A 23,586-nucleotide genomic window follows, 5' to 3' on the forward strand; every position below is an offset into this window, starting at 1 on the left:
CTTGCGCCCGGCTGCGGCCGGGCGCTTTTTTTTTTCGACTGACCCCGATTCCGGCCGCGAGCCAGACCAAAGAGAACAGTGAAGAAGAGCGAGAAACGAGCACGGCAGCCCGTCAGCTCCACTCGTTCCTCGCTCCTCTCCGCTTTTCACTTCCAAAAACGCATTTGCCGCCGGCGACCGAAAACCGTACCATTTCGGTCTACTTTCGCCGCCCGCGCCGTCATGCTCCGCGTCAGCAAACTCACCGACTACGCGACTGTCGTCATGAGCGTTCTTGCCGAGGCCGGCAACGACGTGCTCAGTGCGCAGGTGCTCGCCGAGCGGGCCCGGCTGGAAATTCCCACCGTCTCCAAGCTGCTCAAGCAACTCGTGCATTCGGGCCTCGTCGAGTCGTTCCGCGGCGTCAACGGCGGCTACCGGCTCGCGCGCGCGCCGGCGGCGATCTCGGTCGCCGAAATCGTCGTCGCGATCGAAGGTCCTATCGGCATGACCGAGTGCAGCGTGACGAGCGGACTCTGCGATCACGAAAACCACTGCGGCGTGCGCGGCAACTGGCAGCGCATCAACCAGGCGATCGCCGACGCGCTGGCCAGCGTCACGCTGGCCGACATGATGAAACCGCCAGGGCCCAAGCGCCCCGTGCCGACGCCGCTGCGCGTCGCCCTGGTATGAAACGCATCGACTAGGCAGCCCATGGCCACCGAACGCAACGACATCGAGAATGCACTGAACCGGCGCTACGAGGCCGGCTTCGTGACGGACATCGAAACCGAATACCTGCCGCCCGGACTTTCCGAGGACGTCATTCGCGAACTCTCGGCCAAGAAGCACGAGCCGCAGTGGATGACGGAATGGCGGCTCAAGGCCTACCGCCACTGGCTGACCATGCCCGTGCCGGAATGGGCCAAGCTCCGGATCGGCCCGATCGATTTCCAGGCGATCAGCTATTACGCCGCGCCGAAGGCGCGGCCGAAATCGCTCGACGAGGTCGATCCGAAACTGCTCGAAACCTACGACAAGCTCGGCGTGCCGCTGCACGAGCGCGCCAAGCTCGCCGGCGTGGCCGTCGACGCCGTGTTCGACTCGGTCTCGGTCGGCACGACCTTCCGCAAGGAACTCGCCGAAGCCGGCGTGATCTTCTGCTCGATGTCCGAGGCGATTCGCGAGTACCCCGAACTCGTGCAGCAGTATCTGGGTTCTGTGGTTCCGATCGGCGACAACTATTTCGCCGCGCTCAACTGCGCGGTGTTTTCCGACGGCTCGTTCGTGTTCATTCCCAAGGGCGTGCGCTGTCCGATGGAGCTGAGCACGTATTTCCGCATCAACGCGATCAACACCGGCCAGTTCGAGCGCACGCTGATCGTCGCCGAGGAAGGCAGCTACGTGAGCTACCTCGAAGGCTGCACCGCACCGCAGCGCGACGAGAACCAGCTGCACGCGGCCGTCGTCGAGCTCGTCGCGCTCGACGATGCGCAGATCAAGTACTCGACGGTGCAGAACTGGTATCCCGGCGACGAGAACGGCGTCGGCGGCATCTACAACTTCGTGACCAAGCGCGGCGACTGCCGCGGCGCGCGCTCGAAGATCTCCTGGACCCAGGTCGAGACCGGTTCGGCGATCACCTGGAAATACCCGAGCTGCGTGCTGCGCGGCGACGATTCCACGGGCGAGTTCTACTCCGTCGCGCTGACCCATCACGCGCAGCAGGCCGACACCGGCACGAAGATGATCCATATCGGGCGCAACACGAAGTCCAAGATCATCAGCAAGGGCATCAGCGCCGGGCGCGGCCAGAACACCTACCGCGGCCTCGTCAAAGTCGAAAAGAGCGCCGCCGGCGCGCGCAACTACACGCAGTGCGACTCGCTGCTGATCGGCAAGCAGTGCGGCGCGCACACGTTCCCCTATATCGAAGTCAAGCACCCGAGCGCGATCGTCGAGCACGAGGCCACGACCTCGAAGATCTCCGACGACCAGCTGTTCTACTGCCGCTCGCGCGGCCTCGGCGAAGAAGACGCCGTGTCGATGATCGTCGACGGCTTCTGCAAGCAGGTGTTCAAGGAGCTGCCGATGGAATTCGCGGTGGAAGCCAAGAAGCTGCTCGAAGTCTCGCTCGAAGGCGCGGTGGGCTGAAGCCCCGACGAATCACGGCCGCATGCGTGCGGCCCAGGAATCCACTATGTTGAAAATTGAAAACCTCCACGTCCGCGTCGCCGGCAAGGAAATCCTCAAGGGGCTGAACCTCACGGTGAAGCCTGGCGAAGTGCATGCGATCATGGGCCCCAACGGCGCCGGCAAGTCGACGCTCGGCAACGTGCTCGCGGGGCGCGACGGCTACGAGATCACGTCCGGCACGGTCGATTTCGGCGACAAGGATCTGCTCCAGCTCGAACCCGAAGAGCGCGCCGCCGAAGGCCTGTTCCTCGCGTTCCAGTACCCGGTCGAGATTCCCGGCGTCAACAACACGTATTTCCTGAAGGCCGCGCTGAACGCCCAGCGCAAGTATCGCGGCGAAGGCGAACTCGACTCGATGCAGTTCCTGAAGCTCGTGCGCGAGAAGCTGCGCGTTCTGCACATCTCCGACGAACTGCTGCACCGCGCCGTGAACGCGGGCTTTTCCGGCGGCGAGAAGAAGCGCAACGAGATCTTCCAGATGGCGCTGCTCGAGCCGCGCGTCGCGATTCTCGACGAGACCGACTCGGGCCTCGACATCGACGCGCTGAAGATGGTCGCCGAAGGCGTCAATCACATGCGCAGCCCCGACCGCGCGTTCGTCGTGATCACGCACTACCAGCGTCTGCTCGACTACATCGTGCCCGACCACGTGCACGTGCTGGCCGAGGGCCGCATCGTCGAGAGCGGCGACCGGACGCTCGCGCACAAGCTCGAACGGCAGGGCTACGCCTGGCTCGACGAGCGCCGCGTGCCGGAGCGCACGACCGCATGAGCGCGCCGCTGCTGTTGCAGGAATTCGAACGCGGCTTTGCCGCGCTCGCCCCGGCGCAGCGCGACGCGGCCGGACTCGGCGAATCGCGCCGGGCGCAGCTTGCCGCCGCGCTGGCCGACGGCCTGCCCGGCGCGCGCGCCGAACGCTGGCGGAATACGTCCCTGCGCGCGCTCGAACGGCGCGCGTTCTCGCCGCTGCCGGCGCAGGCCGAGATCGACGCGGGCGTGCTCGCGGCGATCCCGGCGCCGCGCATCGTATTCGTCAACGGCGCATTCGCACCGGCGCTGTCGCAGCTCGATGCAGTGCCCGACGGCGTGTCCGTCGTCCCGCTGTCGCAGGCGCTCGCGGGCGGCGATGCGCGCGAGGTCGAATTCCTCGCGCGCCGTTTCGGCGCGGCCGACGAAACCTTCGCGCGACTCAACGCGGCGTTCGCGCAGGACGGCCTGCTGCTGCGCGTCGCTGCGGACGTGCAGTGCGCGACGCCGGTCGCGCTCGTGCTGCTCGGCGCCGGCGGCAACGGCGAACACGCGGTCCACCTGCGTCATCACATCGAACTCGGCGACGGCGCGCGCCTGACGCTCTGCGAATACCAGCTCGCCGCGACGCCGCAGGCGCATCTCGTCAACGGCCTCGCGCACGTGCATCTGCGCCGCGGCGCGCGGCTCGACCACGTGCGCGTGCAGAGCGAAGACGCGAGTGCGACGCTGCTGACGCGCACCGACGCCGTGCTCGGCAGCGACGCCGACTACCACCGCATCGATCTCGAACTCGGCGCGAACCTCTCGCGGCACGAACTCAACGTCGCGCTGCAGGGCAACGGCGCGCGACTGTCGGCGAACGGCGTGCTGCTCGCCGACGGCCGCCGGCATGTCGATACGCGCCTGGCGATCGACCACATCGCGCGCGATACCGCGTGCCAGTTGAACTGGCGCGGTCTCGGTGCCGATCGCGGCCGCGCCGTTTTTCATGGCGGCATCACGATCCGCGCGGGAGCCGACGGCACCGCGGCGCATCTGTCGAACAAGAACCTGCTGCTGTCCGCCAATGCCGAGATCGACACGCAGCCGGTGCTCGAGATCCACGCGGACGAAGTGCAGGCGAGCCACGGCGCGACCGTCGGCCAGCTCGACGAGACCGCGCTGTTCTACCTGCGCTCGCGCGGCGTGCCGGAACACGAGGCGCGCACCGTGCTGACGCTCGCGTTCTGCCGCGTCGTGCTCGACGGCATCGGGGACGAGGCCTTGCGCGAACGCGTCGACGCGCTGCTCAGCGCGCGCCTGCCGCGGGTGGGCGCATGAGCGCCGCCTTCGATCCGCACGACTATCGCGCGGACTTTCCGCTGCTGTCGCGCCGCGTGCACGACAAGCCGCTGATCTATTTCGACAACGCGAACACGGCGCAGAAGCCGCAGGCCGTCATCGATGCGGTGGACGGTTACTACCGCGACTACGCCGCGAACGTCGCGCGCGCCGTGCACAGCCTCGGCGAACAGGCGACGGCCGCCTACGAAGGCGCGCGCGACAAGCTGGCCGCGTTTCTCAACGCCGGCGGCCGCGACCAGCTCGTGCTCACGAGCGGCACGACGCAGGCGATCAATCTCGTCGCCTACAGCTATGCGCTGCCGCGCCTGCAGCCCGGCGACGAGATCCTCGTCACGCAGATGGAGCATCACGCGAACATCGTGCCGTGGCAGCTCGTCGCGGCGCGCACGGGTGCTGTCGTCAAGGCCGCACCGATCGACGCCGACGGCGTGCTGCAGCTCGACCGTTTCGAGGCGATGCTGACGCGCAACGTGAAGCTCGCCGCGGTCGCCCACGTGTCCAACGTGATCGGCACGGTCAATCCGGTCGCGCAGATCGCGAAGCTCTGCCGCGCGCGCGGCATTCCGCTGCTCGTCGACGGCTCGCAGGCCTGCCCGCACATGCGCGTCGACGTGCAGGCGATCGGCTGCGACTTCTATGCGATGACCGGGCACAAGCTGTTCGGTCCGACCGGCACCGGCGCGCTCTGGGCGCGGCGCGAACATCTGCAGGCCATGCCGCCGTTCTTCGGCGGCGGCGAAATGATCCGTACAGTCGGTTTCGACGGCACGGTGTTCGCCGATCCGCCGCACAAGTTCGAAGCGGGCACGCCGAACATCGCGGGCTTCATCGGGCTGGGCGCCGCGATCGACTATGTCGAGCGCATCGGCCTCGATCGCATCCGCGCCTACGAAGCGGACCTGCTCGCCTACGCGACCGCGGCGCTCGACGCGGTAACCGGCCTGCGCCTGTTCGGCCGCGCGCCGCAGAAGGCATCCGTGCTGTCGTTCCTGATCGAGGGCGTGCACGCGCACGACGTGGCGACCCTGCTCGATCACGAAGGCGTGGCCGTGCGTTCGGGCCACCATTGCGCGCATCCGCTGATGCAGTTCTTCGGCGTGCCGGCGACGGCGCGCGCGTCGCTGTCGTTCTACAACACGCGCGAGGAAGTCGATGCGTTCGTCGTCGCGCTGGACAGAGTGCGGAGGCTGCTCGCCTGAGCATGCCGGCGCTCTATCGCGACATCGTGCTCGACCATCACCGCGCGCCGCGGCACCACGGCGCGCTGGACGATCCGTCGCATGCGAGCGACGGCGTCAACGCGCTGTGCGGCGATTCGCTGCGCATCGAACTGCGCGTGAGCGAGGCGCGCATTGTCGAATACCGCTTTCGCGGCGAGTGCTGCGCGATCGCGACGGCGACGGCATCGCTGCTCGGACAGGCCGTGCAGGGCAGGGCGGTCGCCGAGATCGCGCCGCTGCAGCAGGCGTTCGCGGCGCTGGTCGCCGGCGGCGAGCCGGCGCTGCCGCTGGGCGACCTCTCGGCGCTGTCGGAACTCGCACGCTATCCTGCGCGGCGCAAATGCGCGCTGCTGCCCTGGGCCACGCTGCTGGCCGCCCTGCGCGGCGACGCCCGAACGACCACCGAAAAGGACGATCCTGCATGAATGCCGCTACCGACTCCGCTCCCGTCACCTACCGCGCCGCGACGACCGCCGATATTCCGGCCATCGTCGCGCTCGTCGAGTCGGCCTATCGCGGCGACGTCAGCAAGCAGGGCTGGACCACCGAAGCCGACTTTCTCGAAGGCCAGCGCACCGATCCGGATTCCGTCGCCGAACTCATCGCGCGCGGCTACAGCCGTATCGTGCTCGCCGAGCGCGCCGGCAGCCTGCTGTGCTGCTGCCATATCGAGCGGCTGCGGCAGGGCGGCCGCAACATCGGCTATTTCGGCATGTTCGCGGTCGATCCGACCCTGCAGGGCGGCGGCGTCGGCAAGCAGGTGCTGGCCGAGGCCGAGCGCATCGCGAAGACCGAGTGGGACTGCGCCGAGATGCAGATGACCGTCATCACGATCCGCGACAGCCTGATCGCCTGGTACGAGCGCCGCGGCTATGTGCGCACCGGCGTACGCAAGCCTTTCCCTTACGGCGACGAGCGCTTCGGTCTTCCCAAGCGCGACGACCTGGAATTCGAGATTCTCGCCAAGACGCTTTGAGCGGAGTGCCGCCGCGATGAGCGAGAACTGGATCCGCGTCTGCAGCACCGCCGAGCTGCTGCCCGGCGAGTACAAGATCGCCTGGGACGGCGACGTCGCGATCGCCGTGTTCAATATCGACGGCGATTTCTACGCGGTCGAGGACGTCTGCACGCATGACGGCGGCGAACTCGCCGGCGGACCGGTCGACGGTTTCGCGATCGAATGCGTGCGCCATGGTGCACGCTTCGATCTGCGCACCGGCGCCGTGCTCTGCCCGCCGGCCTACGAGCCGATCGCGAAGTTTCCGGTGAAAGTGGAAGATGCTGCGGTGTTCACGCGGGACGACCGTTGGGATTGAGCAGGGCGCAGTAACCGAAGGGCGTTGCGCCGTTTCCGGGTTCGCCTCCCGGCGTGGAGGTGGCGCAAGGCGCGTTTCCGCGCGCTGGCGGGATGGCGCAAACGGGTTCCCGCGCCGGTGATGGCGCAATGCCCTTCGGTTATTGCGCCTGCGTCGCGCGTCGGCTCGATCGCTCGCCCGAGTGAATTGAGACTGATTCTCATTTGTGCTGTAATCCGTTGCCTTGCGCCGTCACGGTGCGCTTCGTCGATCCGTCGTACCGAACTCCATGGCCAACGATCCGCAACGCCGCGCCGGCTGGCTGAAGACGCTGCATCAGTGGCACTGGATTTCGTCGGCGGTCTGCCTGATCGGGCTGATCCTGTTCGCGTTCACGGGCATCACGCTGAATCACGCGAGCCAGATTCCGGCCGCGCCGGTGGTCACGAACCGCCAGGCGGAAATTCCGGCGGCGCTGCGCGATGCGCTGGCCGCACGCGCGAGCGAAGGCAAGCAACCCGTCGACGCCGGACTCGCGCAGTGGTTCGCGCAGTCGATGGACCTGCGCGTCGCGGGTGCGGAGGCCGAATGGAGCGCGAGCGAAATCTACATCTCGCTGCCGCGCGCCGGCGGCGACGCCTGGGCCAGCGTCGATCTCGCGACCGGCGCGGTCGAGTACGAGCGCACGGACCGCGGCTGGATCGCCTGGCTCAACGATCTGCACAAGGGCCGCAACACCGGCCCGGTGTGGACCTGGTTCATCGACGTGTTCGCGATCGCCTGCCTCGTGTTCGCGATTACCGGACTGCTGCTGCTGCAGCTCCATGCGCCGCGCCGTCCGGCAACCTGGCCGACCGTCGTGCTCGGTCTCGTGGTTCCGCTCGTGCTCATACTGCTGTTCATCCATTGACGAGGTCCTCATGCGTCTCAGACAGAAACTCTCCTGCGCGCTCGGCGCGCTGATCGCCGGCGGCGCGAGCGCGGCCGACCTCAACGTCGGCGTCGAAGTGCCGAAGCTCGACGTCGCCGAATACCACCGGCCCTATGTCGCGGTCTGGGTCGAGCGGCCCGACAACAGCGTCGCGACGAATCTCGCGGTCTGGTATCAGCAGAAGGGCGGCAAGGACGCGGCGACCGGCAAGCAGGAACACGGTACGAAGTGGCTCGCCGACCTGCGCCAGTGGTGGCGCCGCAGCGGCCGCAGCGCGGCGCTGCCGATCGACGGCGTCAGCGGCGCCACGCGCCCGGCCGGCGTTCACAAGCTCAGCTTCAACGACAAGCAGCCGCAGCTCGCGGACCTGAAGCCCGGCAAGTACGCGCTCGTCGTCGAGGCTGCGCGCGAAGTCGGCGGCCGCGAACTCGTCCGCATTCCGTTCGACTGGCCGCCGGCGAAGGCCGTCCACGCCGACACCAAGGGCACGACCGAACTGGGCGCCGTCACGCTGGATGCGGCGCCCTGAAAACAGCGGCCGCGCATTCGCGATGCGGCTGCAGCGCACCGCCGCGTTTTGCCCGGCAATTCCGAAATGCGAAGTAGACATTTCGCTTCCCGAGAGATTGACCGCTTCAGGAGAAATTCGATGAAAGCTCTGCGTACTCTCGCCGTACTCGTCGTCGCGCTGAGCGCCGCCGGCGCCGCGCACGCGCACAAGTCCTGGCTGCTGCCGTCGGCGACCGTGCTGACGCAGGACCAGTGGATCACGGTCGACGCCGCCGTCTCCAACGACCTGTTCTACTTCAATCACGTGCCGGTCAAGCTCGACAACCTGCAGGTCACCGCGCCCGACGGCGCCGCGGCGCAGCCGGAAAATCCGTTCACCGGCAAGTTCCGGTCGAGCTTCGACCTGCACCTGGACAAGTCCGGCACGTACAAGATCGCCATCGTCAACGACGGCGTGTTCGCGAGCTACGAGCTCAACGGCGAGAAGAAGCGCTGGCGCGGCAAAGTGGAAAATATCTCGAAAGAGATTCCGGCCGACGCCAAGAACGTGGAAGTCACCCAGTCGGCCGGCCGCATCGAGACCTTCGCGACCGCCGGCGCGCCGAACGACACGGCGCTGAAGGCGACCGGCAAGGGCCTGGAAATGACGCCGGTCACGCACCCGAACGACCTGTTCGCGGGAGAGGCGGCGAAGTTCCGCTTCACGCTCGACGGCAAGCCCGCCGCAGATCTCGCGGTCGAGATCGTCCCGGGCGGCAGCCGCTGGCGCAACGCGCAGAACGAGATCGCGCTGAAGACCGACAAGAACGGCGAGATCAGCGTGACCTGGCCGGCGGCCGGCATGTACTGGCTCGAGACGACGCTGCAGGACGACAAGGCGACCGTGCCGAACGCGAAATCGCGCCGCGCGAGCTACGTGGCGACGTTCGAGGTGCTCGCGCCGTAAGCGTGGCGGCGTCTTGCTGATGCGATGGAGCGAAACCCATCCCCTCCCGCGCCCTCCCCTCGAAGGGGAGGGACTGTTGCGGCGCGCCGCGAGAAGTTTGCGAGCTTTGGCCGCTTTTTCGCGAGTTGCAGGGAAACCCTCCCCTTCGAGGGGAGGGCATGGGCGGAGATGCGTTCCCGCTCCGGCTCGGAACGCGCATTGCCCTGACCCATGACCCTCCTCGAATCCGCCCGCCGATTCCTGCCGCGCCGCTGGCTGCGCTGGCCCGTGCGCGCCTGGAACGGCGAGACCATGGGCACGACCTGGTCGGTGAAAGTCTGCGCGCGGCGCAGGCCGCAGGCGCGGACGATCGGCGCCGTCATTGCCGCGGCGCTCGAGCGCGTCGATCGCGAAATGAGCACGTGGCGCGCCGACTCGGATCTGAGCCGCTACAACGCCGCGTCGGTGTCGCAGTGGGTCGAGTTGCCCGAAGCCTGCTACCGCGTCGTCGCGACCGCCCTTTCGATCGCGCGCGAGACCGGCGGCGCCTACGATCCGACCGTCGGGCGTCTCGTGAACCTCTGGGGCTTCGGTCCGGACGGACGGCGCGAAGCGCCGCCCGACGCCGCGGCGATCGAACGCGCGCGCGCCGACTGCGGCTGGCGGCGCGTGCGCTGCGACGACGCGCGCCGCGCAGTGTGGCAACCCGGCGGCGTCTATCTCGATCTGTCGGCGATCGCGAAGGGTTTCGCGGTCGATCAGGTCTGCGATGCGCTGCGCGAGCAGGGCATCGTCGACTATCTCGTCGAAGTCGGCGGCGAACTCCGCGCGCAGGGTTTCCGCGGCGACGGCCGACCCTGGTACGTCGCGATCGAATCGCCCGACAAGGAAAACGAAATGCCGCTCGTCGGCGTGCTGCGCGACGGTGCGATCGCGACCTCGGGCGACTACCTGCGCTATTTCGAAAGTGCGGGCCAGCGCTATTCGCACACGATCGATCCGCGCACTGCGGAGCCGGTCGCGCACGCGCTCGCTGCCGTGACGGTGCTGCACGCGGAAACCATGCTGGCCGATGCCTATGCGACGGCATTCAGCGTGCTCGGCGCCGACGACGGCCTCGCGTTCGCGCAGCGTCACGGCATCGCCGCGCGCTTCGTCAGCCGCGCCACGCAGGGGCTCGCCGTCGTCGAATCGAGCGCGTTCGCGCGCTTTCGCTGCGCATGAGCGCGATCGATCCGCTGCAGCGCCGCGCGATCGCGGGCAACGTCGCGACGCTGGTGCTGCTGGCGTTGATCGCACTGGCCGCCGGCGCCTGGCAGCGCGGCGCGATCGCCTGGCAGGATCCCGGATCGGCGCGTCTCGCGGCTGCGGCCGGCGTGGTCGCGGCGTTCGCCGGGTTCGTATTCCTGCTGCGGCTGCGGCGCATCGCGCCGCCTGCATCGTCCGGCGTCGATGACGCCGATGCGACGCTCGTGGTGTTCGCGAGCCAGACCGGCATGGCCGAATATCTGGCGCAGCGCACGCTGTCTTCGCTCGTCGACGCAGGCCATCCGGCGCAGCTGGTCGCGATCGACCGGCTCGACGAAGCGCGGCTGCGCGCGAGCCGCTGCGCACTGTTCGTCGTCAGCACCTACGGCGAAGGCGATCCGCCCGACATGGCCGCGCGCTTCACGCGCCGGCTGCTCGCGCACAGCGTGCCGCTGGCCGGATTGCGCTACGGCGTGCTTGCGCTCGGCGACAGCGCCTATGCGGAATTCTGCGGTTTCGGCCGGCGCGTCGACGCGTGGCTGCGCCAGCAGGGCGCGCAGGCATTGTTCGATCGTATCGATGTGGACAATGGCGATGCCGGCGCGCTGCGCCACTGGCAGCACCAGCTCGGCGTCATCGCCGGACGCAGCGACGAGCCGGACTGGTCGACGCCGCGCTACGCGTCGTGGCGGCTCGTCGCACGGCGGGAACTCAATCCCGGCAGCGTCGGCGGCGCGTGCTTCCTGCTGGCGCTCGAAGCGCCGGCCGGCGAGGCCGCGCATTGGGACGCCGGCGATGTCGCCGAGATCGGCCCGCGCCACGCGCCCGAGGCCGTCGCCGCGCAACTCGCGCGCTGGTCGCTCGATGGTGCGCAGCGGCGCGGCGACGGCGAAACCGTCGCCGATTTCCTCGCGCGGCATCAATGGCCCGAGACGCTGCCCGTGCCGGACGCAGCCGGCGACCGGCTCGCGGCGCTCAAGCCGCTGCCGCATCGCGAATACTCGATCGCGTCGATTCCGCGCGACGGCCGGCTCGAACTGCTGGTGCGTCAATGGCGGCGCGACGACGGCACGCTCGGCGTCGGCTCCGGCTGGCTCACGGCGCATGCGCCGCCCGGCGGGACGATCGCGCTGCGCCTGCGTGCGAACCGGCAGTTCCACGCGCCGGTGGAAAGCTGTCCGCTGATCCTGATCGGCAACGGCACCGGCATCGCCGGTCTGCGCGCGCTGCTGAAGGCGCGTGCCGCTGCGGGCCGGGCGCGCAACTGGCTGTTGTTCGGCGAACGCCAGCGCGCGCGCGATTTCTTTTTCTCCGACGAAATCGACGCCTGGCAACGCGACGGCCTGCTCGAGCGCGTCGACCTCGCATTCTCGCGCGACCAGCCCGAACGCGTTTACGTGCAGCAGCGCGTGCGCGAGGCGGCCGTCGCGTTGCGCGCCTGGGTCGCCGACGGCGCCTGCGTCTACGTCTGCGGCAGCCTGCAGGGCATGGCCCCCGCGGTCGACGCCGAACTGCGCGCGGCACTCGGCGCCGCGGTCGTCGATGCGCTCGCCGAGCAGGGGCGGTACCGGCGCGACGTGTATTGAGCAACACGGCGTGGCTCACCGAGCGGGCGCCAATCACGGAGCGACGTAGGTCGCCGTGCGCAGCGAACCGCGACATCACGGAATCCACGCTGCGAAGAATCTCCGTTATTTCGAATCGCCCATTCGCCGCGCCGGGACCTCGACGTTGCGAATCACGCGGCGCCGCGCCCGACAGGCCCGCCCAAATACGGCCGCGAAGTCTGTTGCGAATCATTCTTATTTACTGTTAAGCTTTCGTAGTTCCCGGACCGGCGCCGCGCGTCGCGTCCCGGGCGGCCAGGGGAAATCCGTTTCCGCCACGCCTGCGCGCTTCGTGTGCCGCTGCCGCGCGTCCGGCCGATCGAAGACTTTTGCATTACGACTGCCAGGGAAGTACCGATGTCGAATTCCTCGTATATCCGTTCCGCCGCTGCGACGCCGCCGCGCCTGCTCTCGACCGCGCTGGGTCTCGCCCTTGCCTCGACCGCGCCGCACGCCTTCGCGGAAACCGCTGTCGCCGCCGACGTCGCGGCGAGCGCCGACGCGGTGCAGACGCCGGACGGTGCCGACGGCCGCCGCGGACGCGACGACACGCGTCTGGACGCGGTCGACGTGCAGGGCACGTCGGTCAAGGAAGTCTCGTCGCCGAAGTACACCGCGCCGCTGCGCGACACGCCGCAGAACATCGAAGTCGTGTCGCAGGACGTGATGAAGGGCCAGAACCTCCTGTCGCTGCGCGACGTGCTGTCGACGCTGCCGGGCATCACGTTCGGCGCGGGCGAAGGCGGCGGCGGTTTCGGCGACAGCATCAACCTGCGCGGCTTCTCCGCGAACAACGACATCCAGGTCGACGGCGTCCGCGACAGCGCGCAGTACTCGCGCACCGACACGTTCAATCTCGAGCAGATCGAAGTCGTCAACGGCGCGAACTCGGTGTATTCGGGCGCGGGCTCGGTCGGCGGCACGATCAACCTCGTGTCCAAGGTCGCCGGCGAAGCGGAATTCACGAACGTCGGCCTCGGCGTCGGCACCGATTCCTACGGCCGCGTCACGCTCGACACGAACCAGTCGATCAGCGACGGCGTCGCGTTCCGCATCAACCTCATGGGCCATCGCAACGACGTGCCCGGCCGTGACGTCGAGGAAATGAAGCGCTGGGGCTTCGCGCCGTCGATCGCGTTCGGCCTCGGCAGCGACACCGTGTTCACGCTGAGCTATCTGCACCAGCGCGACGACAACACGCCGCAATACGGCGTGCCGTATTTCTTCGCGGGCAACCGCGGCTTCGAGCTGCCGGGCCTCGATCCGAGCACCTACTACGGCTACCGCAACGTCGACACGCAGGAAATCGAAGTCGACGCGTTCACCGGCATCCTGAGCCACACGTTCAACGACAATCTGCGCCTGCGCAATTTCACGCGCGTGCAGGAAGTGAACCAGTTCCTGATCGTCGATCCGCCGCAGGGCACGTTCTGCCTGGCCAACAACCAGACGCCGATCGGCGGCAGCTGCTCGGTCACGAGCACGCCGGTCGTGGGCCAGCCGCCGGTCACGATCGTGGTTCCGCCGAACACCTACATGCCGAGCGGTCCGCGCGGCAACGTGCGCGACACCTCGAACCGCATGCTGGTCAACCAGACCGACCTGACCTCGGAATTCAACACGGGGTCGATAGAGCACACGCTCGTGACCGGTTTCTCGCTGATGCATGAAACCTTCACGCTCGACGGCAGCAGCGAGTTCCGCAATCCGGACGGCAGCAATCCGTATGTCGCGCCGAATCACCTGCCGTTCACCGATCCGCTGAACCCGGACACGTACTACACCGGTCCGCGCAACCGCACGCTGACGAGCAAGGTCGACGGCGAACTGGACAATGCAGCCATTTATGCATTCGACACGCTGAAGTTCAGCGAGCAGTGGCAGCTCAACCTCGGCACGCGCTTCGAGCGCAACGAAGGCAGCAGCACGTCGTACGTCGTTTCCACGGCGGCGGGCGCGGCCGGTCCGATCGGCACGGTCACCGGCGCCAACGCGCCGACGAAGAACAACGACGATCTGTTCTCCTACCGTGCCGGCCTCGTGTTCAAGCCGGTCGAAGCGGGCAGCATCTACGTCGCCTACGGCAATTCGAAGACGCCGTCGAAGGCGTCGGTCAGCGGTTCCTGCACGGTCGGCAGCACGACGGGCACGAACAATTGCACGGTCGATCCGGAAACCGCCGTCAACTACGAAATCGGCACGAAGTGGGATCTGCTCGACCAGCGTCTGTCGCTGACCGCGTCGATCTTCCGCAACGACCGCGAGAACTACCGCGTCGCCGATCCGGGCAACCCGGACAATCCGTCCGGCCAGCAGCAGCTCGACGGCGAAGCGCGCGTCGACGGCATCCTGCTCGGCGTCAGCGGCAATCTGTCCGAGCACTGGGCGGTCTATGCGAACTACACCTACCTGCAGAGCGAAGTGCTGCAGGGTGTGTCGAACCGTCAGGCTGCGAGCGGCCTGGACTACACGCGCGGCGACGATCTGGTCAGCGTGCCCAAGCATGCGTTCAATGCGTGGACGACGCTCGACGTCGGCCAGTGGCAGTTCGGCTACGGCGTGAACTACCAGGGCACGTACTACCTCAATCAGCACAGCGCGACGAATCTCAACGGCCCGCTCGCCAAGGCCGACGACTACTGGACGCACCGTGCGATGGCCGCCTGGAACGTCAACCGCGATCTGCGCCTGCAGCTCAACGTGAACAACCTGTTCGACAAGGAGTACTACACGCGCATCCGCACCGCCGCGAGCGGCTGGGCGACGCCGGGCGAAGGCCGTCAGGTCACCCTGCAGGCCAACTACTCCTTCTGATGCGTGACATCGCCGCCGCACGGACGCGTCGGCGCTTTCGGGAAAAAGCCAGACGGGGCCAGGTTCACTTAGCCAGCTAAGTGAACCCGGCCCCGTTCGGCTTTTCAGCGCCGCAGCGCAGCGTAGTCCGCGGCGAACAGGCGCGCGACTTCGCGCGGCGTGCGCGCGGTCCACTGGCGCACCGCGCGCGTGAACGTCGCCTGCTCGGCGAAACCCACGTGCTGGGCGACGTCGAGCAGGCGCTCGCTGCCGCCGCTGAGCCGGCACACCGCGACGCTTGCGCGCAGCAGGTCGCGCAAGCGCCGGAAGCTCAGCCCGTTCTGCGCGAGCCGCCGCTGGAACGTGCGCCGTGCGAGACCGAGTCCCTCGGCGACGAGGTCCTCGCTGGTTTCGCCGAGCGCGAGTCGGTCGAGGATCAGCCGGCCTGCGTCGAATACCGCCGCATCGCCGCCGCCGAGCACCTGCACGCAGTCGTCGAGCCACTGTGCGAGCGCCGCATGCAGCTGCACGTCCGCATAGCGCGGCCGCGCGTCGAGGATGTCGAGCGGAATCACGACGGCATTGCAGGCCGCGCCGAAGCGCACTTCGCAGCCGAGCACGGCGTCGGCTTCGCTGCGCGCACGGCGCGCGTGCGCGAGTTCGAGCGCGACGACGGGCACGTTCTCGCCGACGAGAAAGCGGCCGAACGCGACCCAGCCGCCGAGAATCCCTTCGATCGCCGCCGGCGGCACCGCGACGTGCGGCGTCCAGGTCAGACGCAGATGGCGGCGCGAACGCCGGATGCCGATGCGGCCCAGCGTCGAGGTCAATGGCTCCCAGCGCACGAGGCTCGCGAGCGACTGCTGCAGGCTCGGCGCGGTCGCGGTCGCGATGCCGAGCAGGCCGAAGCCGCGCCCGCCGATCGCCGCGCCGAAGCGAACGCCAAGATCGGCATCGCCGCTCGCATCGACCGCCTGCTGCACGCGACGGCCGAAGTCCTGGCCGTCAACGCGCTGCACGAAACCCGGCGTCGCCGCGACCGCGTCGGAGGCCGGCAATGCGCCGCTGCGGTTCGCGAATTCCGCGAACGCGTCGGCGTACAGCCGGGAAACGTCGCCGCGGCTCATGCGTGCCGCGGCGCGTGCGTGCCGCGCCGTCTCACAGCAGGTCGAACAGGAACTCGCCGGCGACTGCGCCGAACGTCGTGTCGATGAAGACGTACTTGACCCATGGGACCTCGTACCACGGCGTGTCGATGGTCGCGAAGGAATCGAGGAAGGCCAGCACGATGGAAGGCCGCCACCACTCGAACTGTACCTCGCTGCTCCATTGTCCGTCGTCGACGAGGCTGCCGACACTGGGCCAGGCCGCCGTGCGCGGCAGCAGCACGCCGTGGAGCGTGGTCACGTCGTCGATGAGGTCGAAGCCGCCGTCGTTGCGGACGAGCTTGGCGCCGAGAAAGCGCCAGTTTGCCGCGGTCAGCCGGTAGACGAGCACGCGGCCGTCCTGGTTCGGCGCGGGCGCGAGAATTTCCAGCGTGCCGGCCAGCGTCTGCGGCGCGGCGGCGTCCAGCCGCAAGCTGCCCGAGACCTGCGCCGGATGCGCCGGACTCGCGCGCCAGCGGTCGATGTCGGGAATGCGCACGTCGAGCACGAAATGCAGCGTGCGCAATTCGCCGTCCCAGTAGCCGTGGCCGCGCATTTCCTCGTCGAACAACAGGCCGCGCGCGTGCGGCGTTCCGGCGGCGCAGCACAGCAGCAGGGCGAAAAGTCTTCTCAGCACGGCGTTCATGCGGATCTCCTGGTACGAATGGACAGGTGTACGACGCAGCGGGCCGCTCAGGCGGTCATGCGCGCGGCCATGCGTTCGGCGAGTGCCGCGATCGTCAGCAGCGGATTGACGCCGAGCGAGGCCGGAATCACTGCGCCGTCGGTCACGTAGAGGCCGGCGTGCACGCCGCCGCGCGGGTCGAACACGCGCCCGTCCGCGTCGACGACGCCGCTGCCGGCGTCGGCACCCATCGGGCAGCCGCCGAGCGGATGCACCGTCGTCAGCGCCGCGCCGAATACCGGATGCGCCCGCGGACTTTCGACGAGGCTCGCGCCGAATTCGGCGGCATGACGGCGCATTTCCTCGCGCATGCGCGCGACGAACGGTTCGGCCGGCAGCCCCGGCCAGCGGATGCGCGCCTGGCCGGTCGCATCGAGCGCGATGCGGCCGCCGGCGCTGTCGTGGCCGATGCCGAGATAGACCATGGAATGGTTCAGCGCGCCGTTGGCCCGCAGCCCGGCGATATCGCGCAGCTCGCGCTGGCCGGCCGGCACGTCGGGTGCCGACGCGGTCGCCGGCATCAGCACGCGCAACGCGTCGGCGAGCGCGCGCGGCCACGCGCCTTCCTCGATCAGGAACCGCTGCGCCGGATGGGCCGCGGCATACTGCGCCGCGCCCGTGATGGTCGGCCCGACCTGGCGCTGGTCGAATCGCGGCGAGCCCTCGCCGAAACCGACCGTGTCGGTCTGCACCGCACTGTTGTAGCCCAGTCCGAGAAAGTCGCCGTTCGCCGACACGCGCGTGCCGAGTGCAGCCGGCAGCACGAGTCCCATGGCCGCGGAGCGCAGCAGGATCTGGCTCGATCCGAGCGCGCCGGCCGCGACGACGACGCGCGCGGCGAGCACGCTGCCGCGCCGCGGCGGCGCGCCGGCCGGTCGTGCGACGTAGTGCACGCGCCAGAGGCCGCCTGCCCGCTCGACGAAGCCCACTTCGATACGCGTATAGATTTCCGCACCGCCGCGCGCGGCGGCGCGCAGATAGTTCACGTCCAGCGTGTTCTTCGCGCCCGTGCGGCAGCCGCTGACGCAGTCGCCGCAGAGCCGGCAGGACGTCTGCACGACGCCTTCGGCGTTGGCCGTGCCGGCGTAGCGGCTCAGGTTCACGGCGAGGTCGAGCCGGCGGAAATCGACGCTCGCGCCGGCGCGCCGGCGCCGCGCCGTCGTCGACGCGTGCATCTGCTGCTTGCGCAGCGACGCGCCGGCGGTTTCGACCGCGAGCATGGCGCGCACGCGCTGTTCATGCACGTCCATCGCGCCCGACTGATACGCATCGCGGATCGCCGCGGGCCAGGCGCCGAACACGTCGCGGTCCGGCGCGATCACGACGTTCGCATTGATCAGCGACGTGCCGCCGAGCCCGTTGCCGACGAGCGCGTCGAGATCGCTGCCGCTGCGATAGTCGAACAGGCCGAGCGGTGCGGCGTCGCTGCGCAGCTCGCGCACGACCGCGCCGCCGGTGTCGGGGAAATCCTGCGGCAGCCATTCGCGCCCGCGCTCGAACAGCGCGAGCGGACCGCCGCCGGCCAGGCGCGCAGCCATCACGCTGCCGCCGTAGCCCGAGCCGATGACCAGCGTCGAATACTGGCTGCGCAGCTGTTCCAGCGGCCGGCTCAGCGGCGTTCGCGGCGGCGCCGCGGCCTGCGCACCGCGCGGCAGGCACAGTCCCGCTGCGACGGCACAAGCGGCCGCAAGAAAATTCCGTCTGTCCGGATCGAAATCCATCGTGCCCTCCCCGGCGCGTGGTTCTTGGTTGGTGACGATCAGCTGCCTTTGCCGGAGCCGAGTGCCTCGCCGGTGGATTGCGTCGCCGCCGCGTCGCGGCATTCGCGCCGCAGCGTGCCGAACAGCCGGTCGCCGAGCGGAAACACGATGTTGAAATTGCCGCGCGCCATGACCTCCGGCGCGTGATGCAGGCGGTGGTGCACGAGCAGGCGGCGCAGCCACGACGAACGCGACGTGTCTTCGCGGCGCGGCCAATGCGCGAGCAGGTGCAGCACTTCGTAGGCCAGGTAGTAGGCCAGCGCGAGCGCGAAGAACATCAGCCCGGCGGCGCGGCCCAGCAGCAGCGCGACCGCGGCGGCGGCGCCGAGCGCGACGGCCGAGAAGAAGAACAGCAGCACCGGCGGGAACAGCACGGCGTGCAGATCGTGCGTGCCGGTCAGCTCGACGTCGTCGTGCGTGAAATAGCGGTGGTGACGCAGCGTGTGACGCACGTACATCGCATGCAGCAGGCGCGTGTCCCTGTGCATCAGGTGTCGGTGCACGAAGTATTCGACGAGGTTGGCCAGCACGAACGTCGCCGGTATCAGCCACCACAGGCGCGCCACGTCGGCGGCACGCAGCGGCGAGATCGCGAACGCGAGCATCGCGCCGCCGGCGAGCGCGACGAGCAGCGCATGCCGCAGGCCGCGATAGCCGCGCGGTGTGATCGTGCGCGCGTAATCGTCGCGAAAGGCGCGTGTTCTGGCGTTCACGGCGGCGGCTCCGAACGGGGTCGCGACCGATTCTCGGCGCGGCCACCGGCCGTCGTATTGTCGGGATGCGCCATTTTGTCGCCGGCTCGGGACGCCAGCGGGCGATTGCGTAGAATGCGCCGCTTCATCCTTTGAAATTGCCGGCCATGCTGCTTCACGTCGCCAACGTCCTGACTGCCGAAGAAGTCGCACGCTGCCGTCAGCTTCTCGACGCCGCCGATTGGGCCGACGGCCGCCTGACCGCCGGCTACCAGTCGGCCAGGGCCAAGCACAACCTGCAGCTGCCCGACGACCATCCGGCCGCGCGCGAGATCGGCGCGCTGATCCTCGACAAGCTGCAGCGCCACCCGACGTTCATGGCCGGCGCGCTGCCGCGGCGCATCTTTCCGCCGCTGTTCAACCGCTATGCGTCGGGCCAGTCGTTCGGTTTCCATGTCGACAACGCCGTGCGCTATCCGCGCACCGGCGACGACCGCAACCCGGTCCGCACCGATCTTTCGGCCACGCTGTTCCTGTGCGGCCCCGAGGACTACGACGGCGGCGAACTCGTGATCGAGGACAGCTTCGGCACGCACAGCGTCAAGCTGCCGGCCGGCGACCTGATCCTCTATCCGGCGAGCAGCCTGCACCAGGTCACGCCGGTCACGCGCGGCGAACGCGTGGCCTCGTTCTTCTGGATCCAGAGCCTCGTGCGCGACGAAGGCGAGCGGCGCCTGCTGTTCGACCTCGACATCTCGATCCAGAGCCTCACGCAGGCCAACGCCGAACATCCCGCGCTCGTGCAGCTCGTCGGCGTGTATCACAACCTGCTGCGGCGGTGGTCGGAAGTGTGAACGGCGGGGATTAGGGAATGGGAATCGTCAGAACGAAAGCCGTAGCCCTCTCCTCCAAGCGGAGCTTGGGGAGAGAGGATTGGGCGAGGGGGAGAAGCGTCGGCAGCTGAGGTGTCGGGTTTTTCGCGAGCGACAAAAAGATTCCCGCGACAGCGCTTACGATCCCCGATTCTCGACGCCCGATTCCCGGCTGTTCAGCTTCACCAGCACGATCTCGCCCGCGCCGTTGAGTACGAGCGGTGATCCGCCGCTCTGCATGAACTCGATGAGCAGCGTCTCGCCGCCTTCGATGCGCGGCACGTCGCTGCGGTCGTTGACGAGAACGTGGCCGTTCGCGACGAAGACGAGCCAGGTCGTGCCGGCGGCCGGAAACAGCAGCTGCGCGCCGACGATGGGGCGCGCGATCAGCTCCGCGGCGTAGTGGCCGCGGCGCACCATGAGATTGAAGTCGCGCGTCGGTCCGTCGATCAGGCGGCAGCTGACCGGCGCCTCGCCCGGAAACGCGTGCTTCTGGTAGCGCCGCGTCAGCGCGACGGGTTCGTCGCTGCCGATCGCGAGTTCCACGCCGCCGCCGTCGAGCAGCATGAGTTCCCTGTCCACGTCGGGAAAAATGGAGAAATCGCCATCCTGCGCAATTTCTGCAACGGATACGCGCCAGTCGAACGCGTCGCCGTCGCCGCGGCGTGCGATCTCGGTCGTGATGCCGCCGCCGTTCTTCCAGGCCATGCGGCGATAGTCGTGCGCCCGCAGTACGCGCAGCGTCGTCATGCGCGTTCCAGCAGCGCGTGCAGCTGCGCGGTCGAGGTCTTCAGGCTTTCTTCCCAGCTGAAGCCGATGATGTCCGCGCCGGTGCTCGCGTCGGGAAAGTCCTCGCGCTGGCCGGGTGCGAGCAGATGGCGATAGTCGACCGTGACTTCGGTGCCCGGCGGCAGGTCGCGCAGCGCGAACACGAAGCCGAGGTGCCACAGTCCGGTCGGGTCGAATGCGTGGTTGATGTAGCACTCGTCCGGCCATTCCGGCGTCACGGTGTAGCGGTCCTCGAACCAGCGCACGGTCGCCGGCAGCAGCTGCGCGGCGTCGGCACGCGATGCGATGTCGTCGAAACGGAACACTTCGGGAATCGCGTCCGGTGCGGTGATCAGGCGCCCGCGGGCGACCGGCTCGTCGAGGAACAGGCCCTTGCCGGCGCCGGGAATCAGCGAATCGGCGACGTGATAGCGCGGCAGGATCACGGCGGCACCGCCGCGGAGCCGGCGAACGAGGCGGCGGGCATCAGTAGGTCCGGTCCACGGCGTAGCGCGCGAGCGTCTCCAGCGCGTCGCGCGCCGGCGACGGCGGCAGCGCATGCAGGCCGCCGCGCGCGGCGTCGGCGTAGTCCAGCGCCTTCGCGCGCGTGAGTTCGAGCGCACCGGAATCGCGGATCGCCGCGACGATGTTGTCGAGCGAGTCGAGGCCGCCCGATTCGATCGCGCGGCGCAGGCTCTGCGCCTGTGCCGGTTCGCTGCGCGCGATCGCGTAGATCAGCGGCAGGGTCGGCTTGCCTTCGGCGATGTCGTCGCCGATGTTCTTGCCGAGCGTGTCGGCATCGGAGACGTAGTCGAGCAGATCGTCGGCGATCTGGAACGCATAGCCGAGATCGAGGCCGAACCGGTACAGCGCTTCCTCCTGTTCCGGCGGCAGGCCCGCGAGCACGGCGCCCAGGCGCGTCGCCGCGGCGAACAGCACCGCGGTCTTGCGTTCGATCACGCGCAGGTAGGCGGCTTCGTCGGTGTCGGGATTGCCGATGTTCAGGAGCTGCAGCACTTCGCCTTCGGCGATCGCGTTGGTCGTGTCGGCGAGGATCTGCATCACGCGCATGCGCTGCAGTTCGACCATGAGCTGGAACGAGCGCGAGTAAAGGAAATCGCCGACGAGCACGCTCGCCGCATTGCCCCACATCGCGTTGGCGGTCTTGCGTCCGCGGCGCAGGTCGGATTCGTCGACGACGTCGTCGTGCAGCAGCGTTGCCGTGTGGATGAATTCGATGACCGCGGCGAGCTGTACGTGCTCGTCGCCGCGATAGCCCGCGGCCTGCGCGGCCAGCAGATGCAGCATCGGCCGCAGCCGCTTGCCGCCGCCGCCGACGATGTGCGCGGAGACCTGGTTGATGAGGACGACGTCGGAGGACAGTCGTGTCCGGATCAGCGTGTCCACGGCCTGCATGTCGGGCCGGGCCAGAGCCTGGACGGCGGCGAAATCGGAAATGACGGGCGACGGAGCCGCGGCGGCGCTGGGCATCGGGACGGAAGACTCGTACGGGCAGGGCGCCGATTATAGCGGCCACCTGCGGCACCGGCTGGTGCCGCGGCGCGACGCCGCAGGGGCGGGGCGGTCGCCTCCGGTATGCGCCATCGGCGCAGCGCAGCGCGGCGGGGGACGACGGTACACTGCCGCGACGAGGGGGCTCCATGCCCGGAAATCCGCATTTCCCCGCGACCGCACCGACCGCCGGCCTGTCCTGGACCGGAGCGGACGAACTCGGTCGCCGCGCGCTGCTCGCGGAAATCCTCGCGCAGGTGTCGCGCGAAGCGCTCGACGCGGACGGCCTCGAACAGACCCTGCAATGCATCGTCGACTGCCTCGTGCGGCAACTGCCCGTGCAGATCGCGAGCATCCTGCTGCTCGACGAAGCGGGCGACTGTTTCGTCGGCGAAGTCTGGGCCGGCGACCTGCTGCTGGCGCCGGTGGCGCCCGGCGCCTGGCCGGTCACGAAAGGCGCATCGGGACGCTGCGCACGCACGGGCGCGGCGCAGCTCATCGAGGACACCGACAACGATCCCGACTACCTGCCGGGACACCCGAACGTGCGTTCGGAATACCTCGTGCCGATCCGGCACCGGCGCCGCCTGCTCGGCGTGCTGAATCTCGAAAGCATCGAGCGCGACTTCTTCACCGCACCGGTGCGCGCGACCTTCGACGCGGTCGCCACGCAGATCGCCGGCGCGATCCATCTCGCGAGCGTGGTGCGCGATCTCGAGGCGGCGAACCAGCGGCTGCGCGAACTCTCGCTCGTCGACGGCCTGACCGGCGCGGCGAACCGGCGCGCGTTCGACCTGAATCTGCACGAGACCTGGGCGCGCGCGGCGGCCGCGGGCCTGCCGCTCGCGTTGCTGCTGCTCGACGCGGACTGGTTCAAGCTGCTCAACGACAACGAAGGCCATCCACACGGCGACGACTGCCTGCGCACGCTCGCGCAGATCTGCCGCGACACGGTCCGCACGCGCGACCGGCAGGTCGCGCGCTACGGCGGCGAGGAACTCGCCGTGCTGCTGCCGGCCACGGGACTCGCCGAGGCGGCCCGCATCGCCGAGGCGGTCCGCCTGCGCGTCGTCGAGCGGCGCATGCCGCACCGCGCCTCGCCGCTGATGCCCTTCGTCACGGTCAGCATCGGCGTCAGCGCGACGCGGCCGCGCCCGGACCGCGACGCGACGGCGCTCGTCGCCGCGGCCGACCGCGCGCTCTATGCGGCCAAGCGCGGCGGCCGCAACCGCATCGAGCGGCGCCGCTGCCGCTGAGTCCGCCGGTTCCGGCGCTGCCGCCGCCGCGGATTTCGGACGATTCCGAGGCCACGCCGCGGCCGGATCCTGCGGTCTGCGACGGGGCGCATGCTATC

Annotated in this window: 23 protein-coding genes; 16 read left to right on the plus strand and 7 right to left on the minus strand. The window is 69.0% G+C overall.

The genetic code is table 11. The features are described 5' to 3' along the window. The first annotated feature begins 222 nt into the window (after window positions 1-222). From VLF18_RS13110 to VLF18_RS13175, 14 genes are all read left to right on the plus strand, one after another. Complete coding sequence (locus VLF18_RS13110; RefSeq protein WP_325280078.1) at window positions 223-672, plus strand: SUF system Fe-S cluster assembly regulator; 450 nt, start codon at window positions 223-225, stop codon at window positions 670-672. 21 nt (window positions 673-693) lie between these two features. After that, a complete protein-coding gene (sufB, locus tag VLF18_RS13115) occupies window positions 694-2,133 on the plus strand; it encodes a Fe-S cluster assembly protein SufB (protein ID WP_325280079.1) in 1,440 nt (479 codons plus the stop codon). Window positions 2,134-2,179: 46 nt separating this feature from the next. After that, window positions 2,180-2,947 (plus strand): Fe-S cluster assembly ATPase SufC, encoded by a 768-nt coding sequence (gene sufC, locus VLF18_RS13120; RefSeq protein ID WP_325280080.1) that lies wholly within the window; start codon window positions 2,180-2,182, stop codon window positions 2,945-2,947. Then, window positions 2,944-4,245 (plus strand): Fe-S cluster assembly protein SufD, encoded by a 1,302-nt coding sequence (sufD, locus tag VLF18_RS13125; RefSeq protein WP_325280081.1) that lies wholly within the window; start codon window positions 2,944-2,946, stop codon window positions 4,243-4,245. The genes sufC and sufD overlap by 4 nt, the downstream gene beginning before the upstream one ends. Then, window positions 4,242-5,468, plus strand: coding sequence for a cysteine desulfurase (locus tag VLF18_RS13130; protein WP_325280082.1), 1,227 nt, complete (start codon window positions 4,242-4,244; stop codon window positions 5,466-5,468). The genes sufD and VLF18_RS13130 overlap by 4 nt, the downstream gene beginning before the upstream one ends. Window positions 5,469-5,470: 2 nt before the next feature. Further along, window positions 5,471-5,914, plus strand: coding sequence for a Fe-S cluster assembly sulfur transfer protein SufU (sufU, locus tag VLF18_RS13135; protein WP_325280083.1), 444 nt, complete (start codon window positions 5,471-5,473; stop codon window positions 5,912-5,914). Next, complete coding sequence (locus VLF18_RS13140) at window positions 5,911-6,465, plus strand: N-acetyltransferase (protein WP_325280084.1); 555 nt, start codon at window positions 5,911-5,913, stop codon at window positions 6,463-6,465. The genes sufU and VLF18_RS13140 overlap by 4 nt, the downstream gene beginning before the upstream one ends. 16 nt (window positions 6,466-6,481) lie before the next feature. Then, window positions 6,482-6,805 (plus strand): non-heme iron oxygenase ferredoxin subunit, encoded by a 324-nt coding sequence (locus tag VLF18_RS13145; RefSeq protein WP_325280085.1) that lies wholly within the window; start codon window positions 6,482-6,484, stop codon window positions 6,803-6,805. Window positions 6,806-7,073: 268 nt separating this feature from the next. Further along, on the plus strand, window positions 7,074-7,694 hold the full coding sequence (locus tag VLF18_RS13150; protein WP_325280086.1) for a PepSY-associated TM helix domain-containing protein: 621 nt from the start codon (window positions 7,074-7,076) through the stop codon (window positions 7,692-7,694). A 10-nt stretch (window positions 7,695-7,704) separates the two neighbouring features. Continuing rightward, complete coding sequence (locus VLF18_RS13155; RefSeq protein ID WP_325280087.1) at window positions 7,705-8,244, plus strand: DUF2271 domain-containing protein; 540 nt, start codon at window positions 7,705-7,707, stop codon at window positions 8,242-8,244. Window positions 8,245-8,364: 120 nt separating this feature from the next. Next, a complete protein-coding gene (locus tag VLF18_RS13160) occupies window positions 8,365-9,171 on the plus strand; it encodes a DUF4198 domain-containing protein (RefSeq protein ID WP_325280088.1) in 807 nt (268 codons plus the stop codon). A gap of 210 nt (window positions 9,172-9,381) precedes the next feature. Beyond that, complete coding sequence (locus VLF18_RS13165; protein WP_325280089.1) at window positions 9,382-10,374, plus strand: FAD:protein FMN transferase; 993 nt, start codon at window positions 9,382-9,384, stop codon at window positions 10,372-10,374. Continuing rightward, window positions 10,371-11,984 carry a sulfite reductase subunit alpha gene (locus VLF18_RS13170; RefSeq protein ID WP_325280090.1) on the plus strand — a complete coding sequence of 538 codons (1,614 nt, stop codon included), beginning with the start codon at window positions 10,371-10,373 and terminating at the stop codon, window positions 11,982-11,984. The genes VLF18_RS13165 and VLF18_RS13170 overlap by 4 nt, the downstream gene beginning before the upstream one ends. 378 nt (window positions 11,985-12,362) lie before the next feature. After that, entirely contained in the window at window positions 12,363-14,819 is a 2,457-nt protein-coding gene (locus VLF18_RS13175; RefSeq protein ID WP_325280091.1) for a TonB-dependent siderophore receptor, read from the plus strand. A gap of 104 nt (window positions 14,820-14,923) precedes the next feature. Here the strand turns inward: VLF18_RS13175 and VLF18_RS13180 are convergent, their stop codons facing one another. The 4 genes from VLF18_RS13180 to VLF18_RS13195 are packed head-to-tail and all read right to left on the minus strand — an operon-like array spanning window position 14,924 to window position 19,101. Continuing rightward, the gene (locus VLF18_RS13180) at window positions 14,924-15,925 is read right to left on the minus strand and encodes an AraC family transcriptional regulator (protein ID WP_325280092.1); all 1,002 of its coding nucleotides are present in this window, start codon (window positions 15,923-15,925) and stop codon (window positions 14,924-14,926) included. Between the two features lie 31 nt (window positions 15,926-15,956). After that, on the minus strand, window positions 15,957-16,589 hold the full coding sequence (locus VLF18_RS13185; RefSeq protein WP_325280093.1) for a hypothetical protein: 633 nt from the start codon (window positions 16,587-16,589) through the stop codon (window positions 15,957-15,959). A 47-nt stretch (window positions 16,590-16,636) separates the two neighbouring features. Beyond that, on the minus strand, window positions 16,637-18,349 hold the full coding sequence (locus tag VLF18_RS13190) for a GMC family oxidoreductase (RefSeq protein ID WP_325280094.1): 1,713 nt from the start codon (window positions 18,347-18,349) through the stop codon (window positions 16,637-16,639). 38 nt (window positions 18,350-18,387) lie between these two features. Beyond that, window positions 18,388-19,101 (minus strand): sterol desaturase family protein, encoded by a 714-nt coding sequence (locus VLF18_RS13195; RefSeq protein ID WP_325280095.1) that lies wholly within the window; start codon window positions 19,099-19,101, stop codon window positions 18,388-18,390. A gap of 146 nt (window positions 19,102-19,247) precedes the next feature. On the opposite strand from VLF18_RS13195, the gene VLF18_RS13200 reads away from it, so the two are divergent. Then, window positions 19,248-19,934, plus strand: coding sequence for a Fe2+-dependent dioxygenase (locus tag VLF18_RS13200; RefSeq protein ID WP_325280096.1), 687 nt, complete (start codon window positions 19,248-19,250; stop codon window positions 19,932-19,934). Between the two features lie 156 nt (window positions 19,935-20,090). On the opposite strand, the gene VLF18_RS13205 is transcribed toward VLF18_RS13200, so the two are convergent. From VLF18_RS13205 to VLF18_RS13215, 3 genes are read right to left on the minus strand one after another with little or no spacing between them, the layout of a single operon-like run. After that, entirely contained in the window at window positions 20,091-20,702 is a 612-nt protein-coding gene (locus VLF18_RS13205) for a HutD family protein (RefSeq protein WP_325280097.1), read from the minus strand. Next, window positions 20,699-21,166 (minus strand): SET domain-containing protein, encoded by a 468-nt coding sequence (locus tag VLF18_RS13210; protein ID WP_325280098.1) that lies wholly within the window; start codon window positions 21,164-21,166, stop codon window positions 20,699-20,701. Before VLF18_RS13210 ends, VLF18_RS13205 begins: the two co-directional genes overlap by 4 nt. Before the next feature lie 40 nt (window positions 21,167-21,206). Then, window positions 21,207-22,211: a polyprenyl synthetase family protein gene (locus VLF18_RS13215; RefSeq protein ID WP_325280099.1), complete on the minus strand. Its 1,005-nt coding sequence runs from the start codon at window positions 22,209-22,211 to the stop codon at window positions 21,207-21,209. 170 nt (window positions 22,212-22,381) lie between these two features. On the opposite strand from VLF18_RS13215, the gene VLF18_RS13220 reads away from it, so the two are divergent. Beyond that, window positions 22,382-23,488, plus strand: a complete 1,107-nt coding sequence (locus VLF18_RS13220; protein ID WP_325280100.1) for a sensor domain-containing diguanylate cyclase — start codon at window positions 22,382-22,384, stop codon at window positions 23,486-23,488. The last annotated feature ends 98 nt before the right edge of the window (window positions 23,489-23,586 follow it).

Source organism: Tahibacter sp. (assembly GCF_035481375.1).
GTDB lineage: Bacteria > Pseudomonadota > Gammaproteobacteria > Xanthomonadales > Rhodanobacteraceae > Tahibacter.

Bases quoted from the DNA above. Each gene is read 5' to 3' on its own strand.
- VLF18_RS13205 (WP_325280097.1), bottom strand. From the start codon at position 20,702: ATGACGACGCTGCGCGTACTGCGGGCGCACGACTATCGCCGCATGGCC.
- sufU (WP_325280083.1), top strand. From the start codon at position 5,471: ATGCCGGCGCTCTATCGCGACATCGTGCTCGACCATCACCGCGCGCCG.
- VLF18_RS13140 (WP_325280084.1), top strand. From the start codon at position 5,911: ATGAATGCCGCTACCGACTCCGCTCCCGTCACCTACCGCGCCGCGACG.
- VLF18_RS13220 (WP_325280100.1), top strand. From the start codon at position 22,382: ATGCCCGGAAATCCGCATTTCCCCGCGACCGCACCGACCGCCGGCCTG.
- VLF18_RS13145 (WP_325280085.1), top strand. From the start codon at position 6,482: ATGAGCGAGAACTGGATCCGCGTCTGCAGCACCGCCGAGCTGCTGCCC.
- VLF18_RS13185 (WP_325280093.1), bottom strand. From the start codon at position 16,589: ATGAACGCCGTGCTGAGAAGACTTTTCGCCCTGCTGCTGTGCTGCGCC.
- VLF18_RS13110 (WP_325280078.1), top strand. From the start codon at position 223: ATGCTCCGCGTCAGCAAACTCACCGACTACGCGACTGTCGTCATGAGC.
- VLF18_RS13170 (WP_325280090.1), top strand. From the start codon at position 10,371: ATGAGCGCGATCGATCCGCTGCAGCGCCGCGCGATCGCGGGCAACGTC.
- VLF18_RS13130 (WP_325280082.1), top strand. From the start codon at position 4,242: ATGAGCGCCGCCTTCGATCCGCACGACTATCGCGCGGACTTTCCGCTG.
- VLF18_RS13200 (WP_325280096.1), top strand. From the start codon at position 19,248: ATGCTGCTTCACGTCGCCAACGTCCTGACTGCCGAAGAAGTCGCACGC.
- VLF18_RS13215 (WP_325280099.1), bottom strand. From the start codon at position 22,211: ATGCCCAGCGCCGCCGCGGCTCCGTCGCCCGTCATTTCCGATTTCGCC.
- VLF18_RS13155 (WP_325280087.1), top strand. From the start codon at position 7,705: ATGCGTCTCAGACAGAAACTCTCCTGCGCGCTCGGCGCGCTGATCGCC.
- VLF18_RS13165 (WP_325280089.1), top strand. From the start codon at position 9,382: ATGACCCTCCTCGAATCCGCCCGCCGATTCCTGCCGCGCCGCTGGCTG.
- sufC (WP_325280080.1), top strand. From the start codon at position 2,180: ATGTTGAAAATTGAAAACCTCCACGTCCGCGTCGCCGGCAAGGAAATC.
- sufD (WP_325280081.1), top strand. From the start codon at position 2,944: ATGAGCGCGCCGCTGCTGTTGCAGGAATTCGAACGCGGCTTTGCCGCG.
- VLF18_RS13180 (WP_325280092.1), bottom strand. From the start codon at position 15,925: ATGAGCCGCGGCGACGTTTCCCGGCTGTACGCCGACGCGTTCGCGGAA.
- VLF18_RS13175 (WP_325280091.1), top strand. From the start codon at position 12,363: ATGTCGAATTCCTCGTATATCCGTTCCGCCGCTGCGACGCCGCCGCGC.
- VLF18_RS13150 (WP_325280086.1), top strand. From the start codon at position 7,074: ATGGCCAACGATCCGCAACGCCGCGCCGGCTGGCTGAAGACGCTGCAT.
- VLF18_RS13190 (WP_325280094.1), bottom strand. From the start codon at position 18,349: ATGGATTTCGATCCGGACAGACGGAATTTTCTTGCGGCCGCTTGTGCC.
- VLF18_RS13160 (WP_325280088.1), top strand. From the start codon at position 8,365: ATGAAAGCTCTGCGTACTCTCGCCGTACTCGTCGTCGCGCTGAGCGCC.
- sufB (WP_325280079.1), top strand. From the start codon at position 694: ATGGCCACCGAACGCAACGACATCGAGAATGCACTGAACCGGCGCTAC.